Genomic DNA, 13,961 nt, shown 5'->3' with positions numbered 1-13,961 from the left:
TCAGAACCCCTGCGCACTTGCTTTCACCAGCGCTGCCTCTTCCGCCTGGTCGCGGGGAAGATCAGCCGTAAGTTTGCCGCCCGACATCACCAGGATGCGATCGGCTACCGCCATAATCTCTTTCAGGTCCGAAGTGGAGAACAGCACCGCAATGCCCTGCTGCGACAGCGCCACCATCATGCGAAACACCTCTGCTTTTGCACCGACATCAATGCCGCGACTCGGCTCATCCAGCAGCAGCAGGCGCGGATTGGTCAGCAGCGCGCGGCCAATCACCACTTTCTGCTGGTTGCCACCACTCAGCGCGCTAATGGCCACGTCCGGCGAGGAGATTTTGATCGCCAGGTTGCCCACCGTCTGGCTTACCGCCTGCTGCTCCGCCTGATGGGCAATGGCAAAGCGATGTGACAGACGCCGCCACAGGCTGGCGATGGTGAGATTACTGGCGACCGATGAGACCGGGAAAATCCCGGCGCGTTTGCGATCTTCCGGCACCAGACTCATGCCCATGCGGATACGGTCGGCGGTGGGCAGACGGGTCGGCAGCGGTTTGCTGTCGAGCCACAGCTTGCCCAGATAGTGACGCTGACTGCCAAGCAGACACTCAAACAGCTCGGTGCGGCCTGCGCCCATCAGCCCGTAAATCCCGACAATTTCCCCGGCCCGCACCTGAAAACTGACATCATCCACCAGGGTATTGCCGTTGGGGCTGACGCAGGTAATGTGCTGCGCCTCCAGCACCGGCACGCCAAACTCACGCGCTTCCGGCAGGAAGGTGGTGACCGGTTCACTGCCCAGCATCTCACGCACGATCCACGGTACATCGATGCTGCTGACCAGCGCTTCGGCCTGAAAGCGCCCGTCGCGCAGAATGGTGATCACGTCGCCAATTGCCATCAGCTCTTCCAGCCGGTGGGAGATGTAAATCACGGTAACGCCCTGCTGTGTCAGGTCGCGGATCACCCGGAACAGGATCTCCACTTCGGTTTTGCTCAGCGCCGAGGTCGGCTCGTCGAGGATCAGGATGTCCGCATCTTCCGCCAGCGCTTTGGCAATCTCGACCAGCTGCTGCTGACCCACTTTGAGATTACCGACCCGCTCATGGGGTGAAATCGGCTGATCCAGGCGCGCCATCAGCGCGGCGGTGCGGCGAGCCTGCTCTGCCTCGTTGATCGGGGCCAGGCCGCGCTGGATCTCCCGGCCCAGAAACAGGTTTTCAGCCACCGTCAGGTTCTCAAACAGATTCAGCTCCTGGTGCACCATGCCGATGCCGTGCCGGGCGGCGTCACGGGTGCTGCTCAGCGTCAGCGGCTCGCCATTCAGGAACAGCGAACCGGCCGTGGGCTGCTGTACCCCGGCCAGAATTTTCATCAGGGTCGATTTGCCCGCCCCATTCTCACCGATGATGACGTTAACTTTGCCGCGCCAGACCCGATAGTCGACGCGATCCAGCGCCAGCGTGCCGGGAAACAGCATCGATATCTGTTCGGCCCGCAGAATGATCTCATCGTCCATCAGGGCGTCCCCCGCTTCAGCTCAACCGCCACCACATCATCAACGCTGTTCTGCCCGATGGTTATGGCCAGCAGCGCCTGCACCGGCTGATTGACCCAGCTGGCATCCAGCGGTGGCAGTTGCTTCACCGCGTGACGGTTCAGCGCCCGCGTCAGCTGGGCGTACTGCACCTGATTGGTAAATTCTTCGAAACGGAAACCGGCGGCATCCCGGATAGCGTTACTGCGCAGCACCGGCCCGACACTGACCGCCACCGGCTTGCCGTTAATCATCAGCGTCAGCGTGCGTTCACGCGGGTTACTCTCATCAAAGGCGCTGGCTGTACCCCCGGCTCGCACGAAGACGCTTTCGCGCCCGCCGGGTTTGACCGTCTGACTTTTCGCCTCCATGTCGGCCCAGCTCAGCGCATGGCTGTTCGCAGTGGTCATCACGCGCGGCTGCCAGGTCTCTTCCGCAATCTGCTGCGGTGTCTGGGTGGTATAGCTGGGTTTCGCGTGCGGATCCTTCGGCAGAATCGGCTTACCGTCCGCGTCCAGATCCACCACGGTGCAGGCGCTGAGCAGCGCCATACCGGTCAATACCGCCAGCATCCGTTTCATGGTTATTTCGCCAGGTTGAAGTTTTTCAGCTTAGCGGCGTTGCTGTCGTCAATCAGCACGCAGTCCATCAGCTGCTTCTCCTGTTTCTGCGCTTTGCCGTTCTTCAGGTAGTAATCCGCCTGCGTGACCGCCATCTGCGCCTGATCCCAGCCCGGCTGCAGCACCGTCGCTTTAATATTGCCTTTGTTGAGGATCGAATCGCGGGTGTAGTCGCTGCCATCAAAGCCCACCACGATCACCGATGTTTTCCCGGCGGCTTTCAGCGCGGCTTCGGCACCCAGCGCCATGGTGTCGTTACCGGAGATGACGCCCACGATGTTGGGGTGTTTCTGCAGCAGGGTTTCCATGCGGCTGAAGGCTTCGGTCTGACTCCAGTTGGCGCTCTGCTGAGCCACCATTTTCATGTCGCTGTAGTCATCCAGCACATCGTGATAGCCCTGCGACCGCACGCCCGCGTTGGTGTCAGACTCTTTGCCCAGCAGTTCAACATAGTCCCCTTTGCCGCCCAGCAATTTCGCAAATTTCTCCGCGCCCAGCTGCGCCCCCTGATAGTTGTTAGAGACGATCTGCGCTACCGCGATGCCGGTTTTGTTGATCTCCCGGTCAATCAGGAAGGTCGGGATCCCGGCATCTTTGGCTTTCTGCACCGGCCCGACGGTGGCGTCGGCACCAGCGTTATCAAGAATGATCGCTTTGGCTTTGCGCGCAATCGCGGTCTCAATCAGCTGGTTTTGCTTGTTTACGTCATCATCGTGCGACGCCACCAGCGTGGCGTAACCCAGCTCTTTGGCTTTCGCTAAGGCCCCTTCCGCCTCGGCTTTAAAGAACGGGTTGTCATGGGATGGGGTGATAATCGCCAGCAGGCCTTGCTCTGCCGCCAGCGCGGTCGCTGAAAAGGCGAGCATCGATGCGAGCAGGGTCAGTTTGATCAGAGGACGAGTCATTATTTTTCTCCGCTTGAATATATATTCACACGCGATTTTATATGCATAATGACTATGCGCCCGCGCTGACGTGCCGTCCAATGCGCGATCGTCAAAAAGCGAAAACGATCACAAATTAGCCTGCGTTGTGATTTTGATCATCCTGGTTAACAATACCGGGCAGAATCAGAGAGGGAAAAACCGATGGCAAAACAGGATGAACAGCGACTGATGGTGAAGATTGCCACCCTTTACTATGTCGAAGGGTTGAAGCAGTCAGAGATTGCGGAGTCGCTGACCTTATCGCAGTCGTTTGTCTCACGCATTCTTAATCGCAGCGTGAAAGAAGGTGTGGTCAAGATCAGCGTGGTGCCACCAGCCAACGTTTATCCTGAGCTGGAAAAGGCCATTGAGCAGACCTATAACCTGCCGCAGGCGATTGTGGTGGATGTGCCGGATCAGGCGTCGCCGCTGCAGATTAAGCAGGCGATTGGATCGGCGGCCGCTCACTATCTGGAGACCCGACTGCGAAACGATGAGCTGATTGGTATTTCGTCATGGAGCGGCACGATCCGGGCGATGGTTGATGCGCTGCATCCGCTCAACAGCGCCTGCAAAGGGGTGATCCAGCTGCTGGGTGGCGTCGGGGCTAACGGCAATGTGCAGGCCACGATTCTGACGCAAAATCTGGCGGCGCTGCTGAACTGCCCCGCCTGGCTGCTGCCGTCGCAGTCGATTGAGCATTCGGTCAGCGATCGCCAGCGGCTCTCTGCCAACGCGGAGGTCGCCGAGGTGCTGAGTAAATTTGAGCAGGTCGACCTGGCGATTGTCGGCATTGGCGATCTGGAGCCGTCGGCGCTGTTACGTAATTCGGGCAACTACTACGATGGCAGGATGCTACAGACGCTGGCGGCGCGCGGTGCGGTAGGCGATATCTGTCTGCACTATTTCGACGCCTGCGGACAGCCGGTGCTGAAAGCAGAAGAAGATCCGGTGATTGGTATGGAGCTGGCACAGGTAAAACAGTGTCCACAGGTGGTCGGGCTGGCAGGCGGAAGAGAGAAAGCCCAGGCGATTCGCGGTGCGCTGCTGGGCGGCTACATCAAGGTGCTGATCATCGACTATCCCACGGCGCGGCTACTGCTCACGCCGCAGGATTCATCACAACCGGTCAGATAGTGCGGTAAGCCGTGGTGACTTTCCACAGATAGCGCGGGGCCTGCGCCGCCGGATGCTTGTTCTGCACATGCTGATAGAACTCATCCGGTGACATCGCATTGATCATCGCAATGGCCCGATCGCGATCGCTGGAGAAAGTCCGCAGTAACGCCCCTGCGCCGTTGGCATAAGAGACGATGGTGGCATAGCGCAGGGTCAGCGGATCGCGGATGCCCGACAGCGCGGAGTTCTGCAGAATGCGGATATAGGCGGTGCCGATATCAATATTTTTGGCCGGATCGCGCAACTCGGCATTCGACGGCTGACCACGACGGCCCAGCGTGCGATAGACTTCGCGCCCGGCGGTCGAAGCTTTAATCTGCATCAGCCCCACCGCATTTGAACGGCTCACCACGCCCGGATTTCCACCCGACTCGACACTGATAATGGCGCTGATCAACTTCTCATCAACGCCATAATGACTGGCGGCATCTTCGGTAAACATCGCCCAGGTGCCATTGACGCTGGACGGCGGTGCCTGAGTTAATGGCGTGTTGCGCTGCTTAACGGCATGGTGCGGTGGCTCGCTGGCACAGCCGGTCAGGAGTAACGCTGAGAGTATAAGGTGTCGGATTTTCAGCAATTTTTCATCTCGTAGCTGTTGTGGCGAATGCTATCATACCCAGGCAGCCTGAGAGCAAAATTACCGTTTATCCTAAATGCATGAAAATGCGGCGCGTACCGTGACTTCAGCGGCGCTTTTCGCCATCATCGCCGTCAGTCAGGCGCTAACAGCAGGAAAGTATGATGATTTCACGTTCAGTTCGTCTTATCTCCCCCTCCGGTTACTGTCACAATCAGTCTGCGGCGCTGCAGGGCATTGCACGACTGCGTGCGGCCGGCCATCAGGTAGAGAACGAGCAGGTGATCACCCGCCGTTTTCAGCGCTTCGCCGGTACGGACGCGGAGCGCCTGGCGGATATCAACCAGCTTGCCAGTCTCAGCACGCTGCCCGATGTGGTGCTGGCGGTGCGAGGCGGTTATGGTGCCAGCCGGTTACTGGATTCCATCGACTACATCGGCCTGCAACGCCGTCTGCTGAATCAGCCGCTGGCGCTGTGCGGCCACAGCGACTTCACCGCGATTCAGCTGGCGCTGCTGGCGCAGGTCGGCCTGATTACCTTCAGCGCACCGATGCTGGCCGGTAACTTCGGCGCCGCGACCTTATCTGAATTTACTCTTCACCACTTCTGGCAGGCACTGACTTCACCTACAGTAGAGGTGACATGGCAAAGCGAAACGCCTGACGAGGGCGAGTGGCAGGGTACGCTGTGGGGCGGGAATCTGGCGATGATCTGCTCACTGATTGGCACGCCGTGGATGCCGCAGTTTGAGAGCGGCATTCTGGTGATTGAGGATGTGAATGAGCATCCGTTCCGCATTGAACGCATGCTGATTCAGCTGCAGCAGAGCGGCATTCTGGCGCGACAGCGGGCGATCGTTACCGGCAGCTTCACCAGCACAGCCCTGACAGAATATGACAACGGGTTTGACTTCAGCACCGTCTGGCAGCGACTGCGTGACACCACCGGTCTGCCGCTGATTTGTGGATTAGATTTTGGTCATGCCGCTGACACCGTAACACTGCCTTTGGGTGCCAGCGCACGATTAGCGGTCAGCCAGGGCCACGCCCGTTTGCAGGCGACCGGGCATCCCGTCCTGCGGGAATAGCGTTTGTTTCAGGAGATCGACATTGAAGCCGTTGTATGACGATTTGTGGATCTCAACCCCGGAATTTCCGGTGGAAGATGCCGTTAATGACCTGATGATGCATGGCTTTATGCTGCGTCACCCTCGCGGCAATCTGTTGATTGGCCGCGTAGAAAATCCGCTCGATCATGAAGTCATGGCCGATACCGGCGGCGTGATCCGCCACTACCTCACCCACTGGCATGAATCCGCGCCCGGTGCGGCACTGATCCAGCAGCGCTTCAGCAGCGCACTTTACTGCCATAGCCGATCGCTGGGCCCCATCAGCCGTTTTGCTGAGCCTGATGACACCTTTTCGCAGCAGGAGACGCACTTCGGGGATTTCCATCTGCTGCCAACGCCAGGACACACACCGGGCAGTTGCAGCTATCTCTACACCTCGCCGCTGGGGCTGACCTATCTGTTTGTTGGCGATACCGTGACACGTTCGCATGACCGCTGGATCACGGTGCTGGTGCCGGACAGTAATCCGGCTGAGCTGAGCCAGACGCTGGAGTTTTACCGCTCCCTGCGTCCCGACGTGGTGCTGATGAGTACCACGCGCGGGCATCTCTCCTGGAAAAAAGTTACGCTGCAGAGCTGGCTGGCCGCGATTGATGAAGCAGAACAGCATCCGCTGGATTTGCGTCAGCAACCATTATTCTGATTACAGGGCTTTCGTCAGATAGTGGCGCTGATGATGCCGTGGATAGTTATCCAGGCTGAAGCGCAGTGTATAGCCAAGCTTTTCATAAAACGGCCGCGCCTGAAAACTGGCGGTATCCACCTGGGCAAAGCGGCAGCCGCGATCCCGCGCCTCCTGCTCTGCCGCCTGCATCAGCTTGCTGCCCGCCCCCTGCCCGCGTAGCGCCTCACTCACCCACAGCATATCAATCCGCAGCCAGTTTCCGGCGGTTGATCCGGTCAGTCCGGCCAGCTTTCTGCCCTGGTCATCACGAATAAACACGCCGATCGATCTGATCTCATCAATATTAATATATTTGCTGTTGAACGCAGTCAGACCCAGCCTGACTTCATCCAGATCCTGCGTTGTGACCTTATCGGTAATCTCGGGTTGCATAGTGGCTCCGTGGGTTAAGTGTCGGAGTGCTGACGATCGTCGTAACGCTCCAGGCTCAACGCATCAACATCGCGTTTTTCGCTGCGGCTGCAGGGCAGCAGTTTATCGCTGTCGCGGTAGACAAAAAAGGTCGCCTGGCTGCGCTGGTTCACAATCAGCTGATCGCCATTGCGAAAGCGGGTAATCGCCACCTTATCACCCGCCTCTAAACGGGTACGCTGCTGACCGGCGGCAATCTGGAAATGCCCCGGCGGCCACATTAACGTGGTTAAACCATATTCGGCACGCGAAACGGTCATGGTTGTCCGGCCGGGACAGTTAAGCTGAAATTCCGTCTCGCTCCAGGCGGGTGCGATGTGACAGGCCAGCAGGCCCAGGGCAATTAATGCTGCCTTCATGCTGTTTCTCCGCTGATTTTATTGAGATTTTTTAGCTTAACACATCACAGGACGGAGAAGGGACGCGGGGCAATCCGCAGCAAGACCATTGAAAGATAGAATCGGCGTGCGAAGTAATCTGAAAGTTGAGAAAAAATGAAGTAATCCGGCCAGCGTAACAGGCTGCCACACTGACCGGATATGATTATTCGGCTGCTACCTCGGCGGCCACTAACATCAGTGCCAGCCCGGCATTCTCGCTATCGTAAGCCTGCATTGCTGCACGTATATCCGCTGAACAAGCGATCACCTGTTGCTTCTTATCGGCTTCTAACTGGTCAATCGCATGGCGAATAATCATAAGACTTGCTTCTTCTTCGTTCATCATTTATCCCTGAATTTGCCTAAGTGGTGCGCAAAGGAGCCAAGAATAACGTTTATTGATAAGCAAAGTCACCCTTTTACATTCCTGTTGCTTAACGATTAAACAAATCACAAACAGGAAGCGCAGCGTAAACTGCTATGATTAAGTAATCAGTGACGCAGCAGGATAGACTCTGCGCCACGAAACTCCCAGGGATTGAAGCAGGTAGAAAATCATGATGCGTCTCAGCATTTTTATCCTCATCGCGATGGTGACTGGATGTTCATCTGGCCCGAAAGGGGTGGAATGTCCGGGTGAGGTCTCGACAATTTATGGTCAGTCGATGGGGCATACCCAGGGCGTGATTTTTGATCTGGTTAATAGCTTCACCGTGACCCGGGATAAGGTCAGCGTTAAGAGTGGCCCGCTGCAGTCGCTGGATCGCTTTAAATATGTTCCCTCCGCCGTCACGCCTGAGGGCTATTACGCGCAGCGCCTGTCAGATAAGCAGTTCCGCCTGATCAACCCTTACCAGGACACCCAAATCACCTGGACCTGTCCATAAGGGATGAATCCTGCTGCCAGATGGTTTATTGTCAGGAAACGTCAAGCAGCAGGTCTCCCCGATGGAAAAGCGTCTGGATAACAACGGTTATATCGACTTCCCCTTCCCCGCCACCCGCAATGCGGATGGCTCCGTGAATCCCTGTGGCTTTGATCTGACGCTGGAAACTGGTCGCCTTGAGGAGATCGCGGTGCTGAACCATTCAGTGAATCTGCGGCGGCTGGTCGAGGAGATCAATCTGCAGGAGGGGCTGTTTATGACCCTGGCCTGCGACTGGCAGCAGCAGGCAGATGCGGTCTGTGGCTTTATCGATGTGGCTTTTCGTCCCGACCTGCCGCAACACGGCTTTGAGGAGGCGCTGCAGCTGGAAGCGAACTTTTATCGCTACCTGACCGGGCAGGAGCAGCAACATCAGATGCCCGCGGAGACGCTGGTCAATTATGCCCGTTCGGTACTCGACTGGAGCTGGTCACCGCTGCGCCAGCGTCAGCGCGATTATGAAAAGATCACTATTCAGTTCTATTGCCCGCAGGCGGATGACGCCGAATGGTGTTTTGATCATCTGCGTCACTTCCTGGTGAGCGTCTATCCGGCCTGCGTCGCCGCCCGTTCACTCTGATCTTCATTGCCCCCGGAGTCGCTATGCGTTCTGCTGCGCTGTCTGCTGTCACGCTGTTCTGCTCACTGTTTTTTGCCGCTGCTGCCCAGGCCGATCGCTGCCAGCAAATCCGCGCCGGTCTGGATATCGGTTCCGGCACCACCAAAATTGCGGTAGCCCGTGTCAATGTCTGCCAGCTGCGCATCGAAAAGATGCTGTATCAGGATCAGCGCGCCGTGGCCTGGAACGAGGCCTTAGCGCATTCAACAGATAATCAGCTCAGCCCGGCAATGACTCATGAAGGTGCCGCCGCCCTGCAGCAGCTTTTAACGCAGGCACGGCGCTTTCATCCACAGCGGATCAGCGGCGTTGCCACCGCGGTGTTCCGCAACGCCAGCAACGGACAGGCGGTCATCGATCAGTTGCAGCGCCAGACCGGTGCGCAAATCAGCATCATCTCGCAGCAGCAGGAAGCGAAACTCGGTTTCCTCTCCGCTAAAGCCGCGCTTAACGATCCGGCGATCCGTGATGAGCAGCTGCTGGTCTGGGATATTGGTGGGGGATCGATGCAGATGACTGCCTGGCGACAGCAGGCGGGTCAGCCGGTTGCAGATATCTATCAGGGCAAACTGGCCTCGGTGACGCTGAAAAACTTTATTCTGACGGTGCTGAAGAACAGCCCGGAGGCCAAATCCCCTAATCCGATTGGCTCCTGGCGGCAGTCGGTGCTGCGCTTTGTGCAATTTTATGCCGCTAATGAGGTCAGTCCGCAGATTAAACAGGATCTGGCGAGCCGTCGGGTCATTGGCATCGGCGGCGTCCATGGTTTTTCAATCCGCAATCAGTTACCGGGCAAACCCCATCGTTACAGCCTGACGACATTAAGTCAGCTGTCGCAGCAGCAGGTCTGGAAAGGCGACAGTGAACTCCCGGGCGACTACCGGGCCACTGATGTCAGCAATCTCTTACTGGTTGAAGGTTATATGCAGGCGCTGAAAATTAATGAGGTTACGATTGTTGAGGCCAGTCTGATTCAGGGCGTGCTGCTGCAGTAGCGCAGCGTTTCCGCACTATGCTAAACCTCTGGCTTAATCAGCCGGATAGCATGATCCAGCATCCGCTGCTCATCCCGTTCACTGTGCGCGCGCTGCTGACGTATACGTTTAAGCAGGTCGTAGATTTCGCCACGGCGGGTGTCATGGCCGCGCTCCGACAGCACAATGACCGCATCGCCAATGACCCGGCAGACTTCATCATAGTCGTCATCATTCAGTGCATCACGTTTCATTGCTTATCCTCCGGCTGTAGCTTTGGCTTTGGCTATGGCTGTGGCTGTGGCAGCGCCTGAGTGCGCCTCTCTTTCCAAAGGCTAGACAGTAAATCCCTTACCCGCAAACGCAGCGCCATTAACAGCCAGAAATGATTTTTTAGCCCATTTTCCTCCGCTGGAGGAGCAGAATTCACTATCTTTGCTACGCTTTGAGGGTCTCACTCAAAACCAAGGAGCAATAAATGTCAGGAAAAATCGAAGATAAAGTAAAAGAAGCCGCTGGCGCAGTTCAGGAACAATGGGGTGCAGCAACCGGTTCATCTGAGCATCAGGCTAAAGGCGCAGCACGCCGTTACACCAATCAGGCAAGCTATGCTGCCCGCGATGCTGCTGACTGTATCAAGGATCAGGTTCAATCCAATCCTGTTGCAGGTCTGGCCGTTGCTGCAGGCGTTGGCGTATTTATCGGCTTCCTGCTGGGCCGCAAGTAATCGCGCTGAACGTCAACAGAACGGGAGCCACTGGCTTCCGTTTTTTTTGCCTGGACTCTCTCCGCCGGCTGAGAAACATCTGAAAGATAAGCCTTTTCAGGCCAGAATGCGGTAAGTATCTATGCTTAGTCTGGTTTCGTCTCTTTCTGACAACATCAAGGTGACCTTATGAAAACAATTCCTGCCCTGCTGCTGGTTGCAGCGACCTTAACCTCTCTGGCGGGCTGCTCGCAGAAGAGCGACGCAATTAAAGATGATGGCCGCCCTCATGCACCAAGCGGTCAGTCGTCACCGGGCGGTACGCTGGGTTCAGGCCCGGTGGGTCAGCCACAGTCGTAATACCCTGCCCCGGCACACGTGCCGGGGTTTGTTTTATCGCATGTTTTTTAATAGATAGAAGTCATAGAATAATTCCGCTAATAATTAACCTGCTATTAGTTATGACCGGAATCAGAATATTTTCCATACTTTCCTTTTTATAAGAATCATCCCATCTCTTTTTAATAATCTCTTACTTCTTTTACACAATTCTGTATATATACCCAGAATAAACAACATTAAAATTGTGGAAACAATTTAAACGAAACTTCTACGGCCGCGAAAAAATAAACCTTAATAATGAACTTTAGTCGCAGAAATATTCTCTAATAACACACAACACCTTTTGTTAAATATTATTGATACGTTTAAGAGAATTCAGACGTGAAGAAAAAAAAGATTTATCTGATAGACCGACTTTTAACGCTCTATTCTCGATTTTCCAGCAGAACAAAACCACAGGCCTTGCACGACCTGGCCCCACAAACAGTGGTGATATACTCCACCACGGCACTGGGCGATTTTCTGATGAATACGCCGGCTATCTGGAGCCTGAAAAATCGCTTTCCCACCAGCAAATTTATTCTGGTTTCCAGCAAGAAAAATAAGGATCTCGTCAGCCGTTATAACTGGTTTGATCAGATCTATATCTGGGATAACAAACTGGCGAATTTCCTGCCACTTTTTTTCAAACTGCGCCGCCAGAAACCTGACCTGTCAGTAATATTACACGCCCATTTCCCCTACGATATTATGAGCTCGGTACTGACCGGCAGTAAGGTAATTGTGCGCGATCATTACGGCCGCGAGTCGCCTCTGCTAAATAAATATCTCGATCACTATTCAGGCTATTTTGATGACCATACCATCAAGCGTAAGCTGAAACTGATTGAAGTCCTGGGCGCAGAGACAGAGCAGACCCGGATGCACCTTCCGGCACTGAACAACAGTCCGACTGCAAAGGCTGACCATCGCCGTATCGGTTTTCAGTTAGGGGCATCAAAAGATATTCGCCGCTGGCCGCTGGCCTCCTTCAGCCAGCTGGCGACAGCCTTGCTTGAACGCTGGCCTGACACGGAAATTATCGTTACCGGCACCGCCGCTGAGCAGCCTCTTGAGCAGGAATTTATTGAAAGCCTGCCCCTGCACTGCCGTCAGCGTGTGACCCCGATGGCGGGTAAAACGAATCTCAGCGGCCTGATTAGCCTGATTCGCACGCTGGATGTGCTGGTTACCGGGGACACCGGTCCATTGCACATCGCCGTGGCCGCACAGACGCCGACGGTCAGCCTGTTCTCCACCGCCAATCCGCGCTATACCGGTCCCTGCCAGGACAGCGCTCGGCACATCATTATTCACCGCCCGGATAAAACCGCCTCACAGCATCCGATGGCAACGATCAAGGCCGATGAGGTCGGGCAGGCCGTGGCGAAACTGGTGGGGTAATGAACGACCTTTCTCAATCCATCATTGCGCTGATTGAGCACCACAATCAGCCAACCGCACTGGGCTGGTTCCGTAAAGTGGATCGGGCGGGATTTCATCTGCAGCAGTTACCGCTGAGTGAGGTGGATTTCGCCATTCTGATGAGTGATTTTTTTATCACTTTCGGCGTCTGTTCAGAACAGTATGATGACGCCCGCTATTTTCCGGAGCCGCGCCGACGGCGTTTTGCAGTGGCAAACTGGTTTACTGCGGGCACAGCACAGCCTTATCGTCCACTGACGGTCGCCATGCTGTATGAAGCGGCCAGACTGGGACGCTGGCCTGAAGAGGCTTACTGAGTAATGGTATGGGCGAACGCGTCATAGACCTCGCTGCTGCTCAGCGCATTGACCTCACGTGACGCCGGTTGCAGCACCTGATAGTTAACCTGCCACGGGTGCCAGCATGCCGGATCGCTGTCGCCAAACAGCGCGACGACCGGCAATCCCAGCGCCGCACCAATGTGCATTGCCCCGCCATCACTGCTCACCAGCCCCTGACACAACGACATTGCTGCAATTAACTGCGGCAGGCTGGTGGTTGCCACCGCTTTGATCGGCAGATGCGGGCAGAGCGCCATAATTTCATGCGCTTTTTCATCATCTCCCGGATGACGCGGATTATCACGGCTGCCGGGTGACCAGAGCAGCATTATCTGGCAGGGATGACGCGCCGCGATTTTTTCAGCCAGCCCGGCAAACCGCGCGGCTTCCCACTGCTGGCTCGGCTTGCGGGCGCTGATTTGCAATGCATAGACCGGAACAGCGGGATCAATTGCACAGCTGTCACGCAGGCTGGCCGCGATTGCCGCATCCGGTAGCAGCGTCAGTTTGCCTGGCGCTGTGGCGCTGAGATTGAAAGGCCGCCCCAGGCTAAACAGGGTTTCACTGATATGACACGGCGACTGGCTGGGTGGCGGCAACAGATCGGTAATCAGCGGATGGGAATGGCCCAGGGCGATCACTCTGGCGGGACGCACTGTTTTAACCCACTTCAGGCCATGCTGATCCCAGCGGCTTTTTGCCAGAATCACCACATCGTAACGCTGTTTTTTCAGCGTCAGCATCAGCTTCAGTCGCTGTAATACACAGGCCAGTCGTCCCTGCCCTGCCTCACGGTGATGCAGTTTGGTGTAATAGAAGAGCTGCCGGATATCGGGATTATGCTGCAACACTGGCGCAGCATAATTGTTAGTCAGCACGTCGACCTGATGCTGCCCCGATTGCGCCAGCGCACTGATCAGCGGCGTGGTCAGTAAGGTGTCGCCAATATTATCCCGACAAATAATTAAAAACCGCATGTCTGACATCCTCTGCGCAAAGGCTACGCCGTTCTGGCTGAATAAAAGTAAGACTCGCCCGGTTAACGTTCTGAAAACGGTAACGTAACGGTATAGTCAGCAAATTAGTCAGCGCAGTGTCAGATTGGTTCCATAGTTGCGATATTGTTAAAATATGAGGCCAGCACG

19 protein-coding genes are annotated in these 13,961 nt (G+C 56.0%); 10 read left to right on the top strand and 9 right to left on the bottom strand.

The annotated features are described in order from the left end of the window. Genes ACMGGP_RS06635 through ACMGGP_RS06625 form a run of 3 tightly spaced genes read right to left on the bottom strand, consistent with a single transcriptional unit; the run spans window position 1 to window position 3,058 of the window. A complete protein-coding gene (locus tag ACMGGP_RS06635) occupies window positions 1-1,515 on the bottom strand; it encodes a sugar ABC transporter ATP-binding protein (protein ID WP_236351817.1) in 1,515 nt (504 codons plus the stop codon). Beyond that, entirely contained in the window at window positions 1,515-2,114 is a 600-nt protein-coding gene (locus ACMGGP_RS06630) for a DUF2291 family protein (protein WP_158131791.1), read from the bottom strand. Before ACMGGP_RS06630 ends, ACMGGP_RS06635 begins: the two co-directional genes overlap by 1 nt. 2 nt (window positions 2,115-2,116) lie before the next feature. Continuing rightward, complete coding sequence (locus ACMGGP_RS06625) at window positions 2,117-3,058, bottom strand: D-ribose ABC transporter substrate-binding protein (protein WP_010246199.1); 942 nt, start codon at window positions 3,056-3,058, stop codon at window positions 2,117-2,119. A 183-nt stretch (window positions 3,059-3,241) separates the two neighbouring features. Between ACMGGP_RS06625 and ACMGGP_RS06620 the strand changes: the two genes are divergently transcribed. Then, window positions 3,242-4,216 carry a sugar-binding transcriptional regulator gene (locus ACMGGP_RS06620; RefSeq protein WP_045140498.1) on the top strand — a complete coding sequence of 325 codons (975 nt, stop codon included), beginning with the start codon at window positions 3,242-3,244 and terminating at the stop codon, window positions 4,214-4,216. Here ACMGGP_RS06620 and emtA read toward each other — a convergent pair. Beyond that, window positions 4,209-4,838 carry a membrane-bound lytic murein transglycosylase EmtA gene (gene emtA / locus ACMGGP_RS06615; RefSeq protein WP_010246204.1) on the bottom strand — a complete coding sequence of 210 codons (630 nt, stop codon included), beginning with the start codon at window positions 4,836-4,838 and terminating at the stop codon, window positions 4,209-4,211. The genes ACMGGP_RS06620 and emtA overlap by 8 nt on opposite strands. A gap of 161 nt (window positions 4,839-4,999) precedes the next feature. On the opposite strand from emtA, the gene ldcA reads away from it, so the two are divergent. Next, window positions 5,000-5,926 (top strand): muramoyltetrapeptide carboxypeptidase, encoded by a 927-nt coding sequence (ldcA, locus tag ACMGGP_RS06610; protein WP_045140499.1) that lies wholly within the window; start codon window positions 5,000-5,002, stop codon window positions 5,924-5,926. A 22-nt stretch (window positions 5,927-5,948) separates the two neighbouring features. Beyond that, window positions 5,949-6,611, top strand: a complete 663-nt coding sequence (locus ACMGGP_RS06605) for an MBL fold metallo-hydrolase (protein WP_010246210.1) — start codon at window positions 5,949-5,951, stop codon at window positions 6,609-6,611. Here the strand turns inward: ACMGGP_RS06605 and ACMGGP_RS06600 are convergent, their stop codons facing one another. The 3 genes from ACMGGP_RS06600 to ACMGGP_RS06590 all read right to left on the bottom strand — a co-directional run bounded on the left by ACMGGP_RS06600 (window position 6,612) and on the right by ACMGGP_RS06590 (window position 7,790). Beyond that, on the bottom strand, window positions 6,612-7,025 hold the full coding sequence (locus ACMGGP_RS06600; protein ID WP_010669877.1) for a GNAT family N-acetyltransferase: 414 nt from the start codon (window positions 7,023-7,025) through the stop codon (window positions 6,612-6,614). 14 nt (window positions 7,026-7,039) lie between these two features. Next, window positions 7,040-7,423 (bottom strand): hypothetical protein, encoded by a 384-nt coding sequence (locus tag ACMGGP_RS06595; RefSeq protein WP_010246217.1) that lies wholly within the window; start codon window positions 7,421-7,423, stop codon window positions 7,040-7,042. 184 nt (window positions 7,424-7,607) lie between these two features. After that, on the bottom strand, window positions 7,608-7,790 hold the full coding sequence (locus ACMGGP_RS06590; protein WP_250489689.1) for a hypothetical protein: 183 nt from the start codon (window positions 7,788-7,790) through the stop codon (window positions 7,608-7,610). Window positions 7,791-8,001: 211 nt separating this feature from the next. Here ACMGGP_RS06590 and ACMGGP_RS06585 point away from each other — a divergent pair, with 211 nt between their 5' ends. From ACMGGP_RS06585 to ACMGGP_RS06575, 3 genes are read left to right on the top strand one after another with little or no spacing between them, the layout of a single operon-like run. Next, on the top strand, window positions 8,002-8,331 hold the full coding sequence (locus ACMGGP_RS06585; protein WP_010246223.1) for a hypothetical protein: 330 nt from the start codon (window positions 8,002-8,004) through the stop codon (window positions 8,329-8,331). A 28-nt stretch (window positions 8,332-8,359) separates the two neighbouring features. Then, window positions 8,360-8,950 (top strand): hypothetical protein, encoded by a 591-nt coding sequence (locus tag ACMGGP_RS06580; RefSeq protein ID WP_498798284.1) that lies wholly within the window; start codon window positions 8,360-8,362, stop codon window positions 8,948-8,950. Window positions 8,951-8,973: 23 nt separating this feature from the next. Then, the gene (locus tag ACMGGP_RS06575; RefSeq protein ID WP_060679962.1) at window positions 8,974-9,984 is read left to right on the top strand and encodes a Ppx/GppA phosphatase family protein; all 1,011 of its coding nucleotides are present in this window, start codon (window positions 8,974-8,976) and stop codon (window positions 9,982-9,984) included. A 20-nt stretch (window positions 9,985-10,004) separates the two neighbouring features. Here the strand turns inward: ACMGGP_RS06575 and ACMGGP_RS06570 are convergent, their stop codons facing one another. Further along, on the bottom strand, window positions 10,005-10,217 hold the full coding sequence (locus tag ACMGGP_RS06570) for a DUF2767 family protein (protein WP_010246232.1): 213 nt from the start codon (window positions 10,215-10,217) through the stop codon (window positions 10,005-10,007). Between the two features lie 224 nt (window positions 10,218-10,441). Here ACMGGP_RS06570 and ACMGGP_RS06565 point away from each other — a divergent pair, with 224 nt between their 5' ends. From ACMGGP_RS06565 to ACMGGP_RS06550, 4 genes are all read left to right on the top strand, one after another. After that, the gene (locus tag ACMGGP_RS06565) at window positions 10,442-10,690 is read left to right on the top strand and encodes an ElaB/YgaM/YqjD family protein (RefSeq protein ID WP_010246235.1); all 249 of its coding nucleotides are present in this window, start codon (window positions 10,442-10,444) and stop codon (window positions 10,688-10,690) included. A gap of 168 nt (window positions 10,691-10,858) precedes the next feature. Then, the gene (locus ACMGGP_RS06560; protein WP_010246238.1) at window positions 10,859-11,029 is read left to right on the top strand and encodes a hypothetical protein; all 171 of its coding nucleotides are present in this window, start codon (window positions 10,859-10,861) and stop codon (window positions 11,027-11,029) included. A gap of 471 nt (window positions 11,030-11,500) precedes the next feature. After that, complete coding sequence (locus ACMGGP_RS06555) at window positions 11,501-12,454, top strand: glycosyltransferase family 9 protein (protein ID WP_498798283.1); 954 nt, start codon at window positions 11,501-11,503, stop codon at window positions 12,452-12,454. After that, window positions 12,454-12,792, top strand: a complete 339-nt coding sequence (locus ACMGGP_RS06550; RefSeq protein ID WP_061704069.1) for a DUF1493 family protein — start codon at window positions 12,454-12,456, stop codon at window positions 12,790-12,792. The genes ACMGGP_RS06555 and ACMGGP_RS06550 overlap by 1 nt, the downstream gene beginning before the upstream one ends. Here ACMGGP_RS06550 and ACMGGP_RS06545 read toward each other — a convergent pair. After that, window positions 12,786-13,793 (bottom strand): glycosyltransferase family 9 protein, encoded by a 1,008-nt coding sequence (locus ACMGGP_RS06545; RefSeq protein ID WP_425014016.1) that lies wholly within the window; start codon window positions 13,791-13,793, stop codon window positions 12,786-12,788. The two genes, ACMGGP_RS06550 and ACMGGP_RS06545, sit on opposite strands and share 7 nt — an antisense overlap. Between the last annotated feature and the right edge of the window lie 168 nt (window positions 13,794-13,961).

Origin of the sequence: Curtobacterium sp. BNK-1 (assembly GCF_048685235.1) — a bacterium.
GTDB lineage: Bacteria > Pseudomonadota > Gammaproteobacteria > Enterobacterales > Enterobacteriaceae > Pantoea > Pantoea agglomerans.
Note: the sequence above shows the minus strand (reverse complement) of the source record. Positions and strands in the feature narration are given on the sequence as shown.

Coding starts and splice junctions, on each gene's coding strand:
- ACMGGP_RS06635 (WP_236351817.1), bottom strand. CDS start 1,515: ATGGACGATGAGATCATTCTGCGGGCCGAACAGATATCGATGCTGTTT.
- ACMGGP_RS06630 (WP_158131791.1), bottom strand. CDS start 2,114: ATGAAACGGATGCTGGCGGTATTGACCGGTATGGCGCTGCTCAGCGCC.
- ACMGGP_RS06625 (WP_010246199.1), bottom strand. CDS start 3,058: ATGACTCGTCCTCTGATCAAACTGACCCTGCTCGCATCGATGCTCGCC.
- ACMGGP_RS06620 (WP_045140498.1), top strand. CDS start 3,242: ATGGCAAAACAGGATGAACAGCGACTGATGGTGAAGATTGCCACCCTT.
- ldcA (WP_045140499.1), top strand. CDS start 5,000: ATGATGATTTCACGTTCAGTTCGTCTTATCTCCCCCTCCGGTTACTGT.
- ACMGGP_RS06600 (WP_010669877.1), bottom strand. CDS start 7,025: ATGCAACCCGAGATTACCGATAAGGTCACAACGCAGGATCTGGATGAA.
- ACMGGP_RS06595 (WP_010246217.1), bottom strand. CDS start 7,423: ATGAAGGCAGCATTAATTGCCCTGGGCCTGCTGGCCTGTCACATCGCA.
- ACMGGP_RS06590 (WP_250489689.1), bottom strand. CDS start 7,790: ATGATGAACGAAGAAGAAGCAAGTCTTATGATTATTCGCCATGCGATT.
- ACMGGP_RS06585 (WP_010246223.1), top strand. CDS start 8,002: ATGATGCGTCTCAGCATTTTTATCCTCATCGCGATGGTGACTGGATGT.
- ACMGGP_RS06575 (WP_060679962.1), top strand. CDS start 8,974: ATGCGTTCTGCTGCGCTGTCTGCTGTCACGCTGTTCTGCTCACTGTTT.
- ACMGGP_RS06570 (WP_010246232.1), bottom strand. CDS start 10,217: ATGAAACGTGATGCACTGAATGATGACGACTATGATGAAGTCTGCCGG.
- ACMGGP_RS06565 (WP_010246235.1), top strand. CDS start 10,442: ATGTCAGGAAAAATCGAAGATAAAGTAAAAGAAGCCGCTGGCGCAGTT.
- ACMGGP_RS06560 (WP_010246238.1), top strand. CDS start 10,859: ATGAAAACAATTCCTGCCCTGCTGCTGGTTGCAGCGACCTTAACCTCT.
- ACMGGP_RS06550 (WP_061704069.1), top strand. CDS start 12,454: ATGAACGACCTTTCTCAATCCATCATTGCGCTGATTGAGCACCACAAT.
- ACMGGP_RS06545 (WP_425014016.1), bottom strand. CDS start 13,793: ATGCGGTTTTTAATTATTTGTCGGGATAATATTGGCGACACCTTACTG.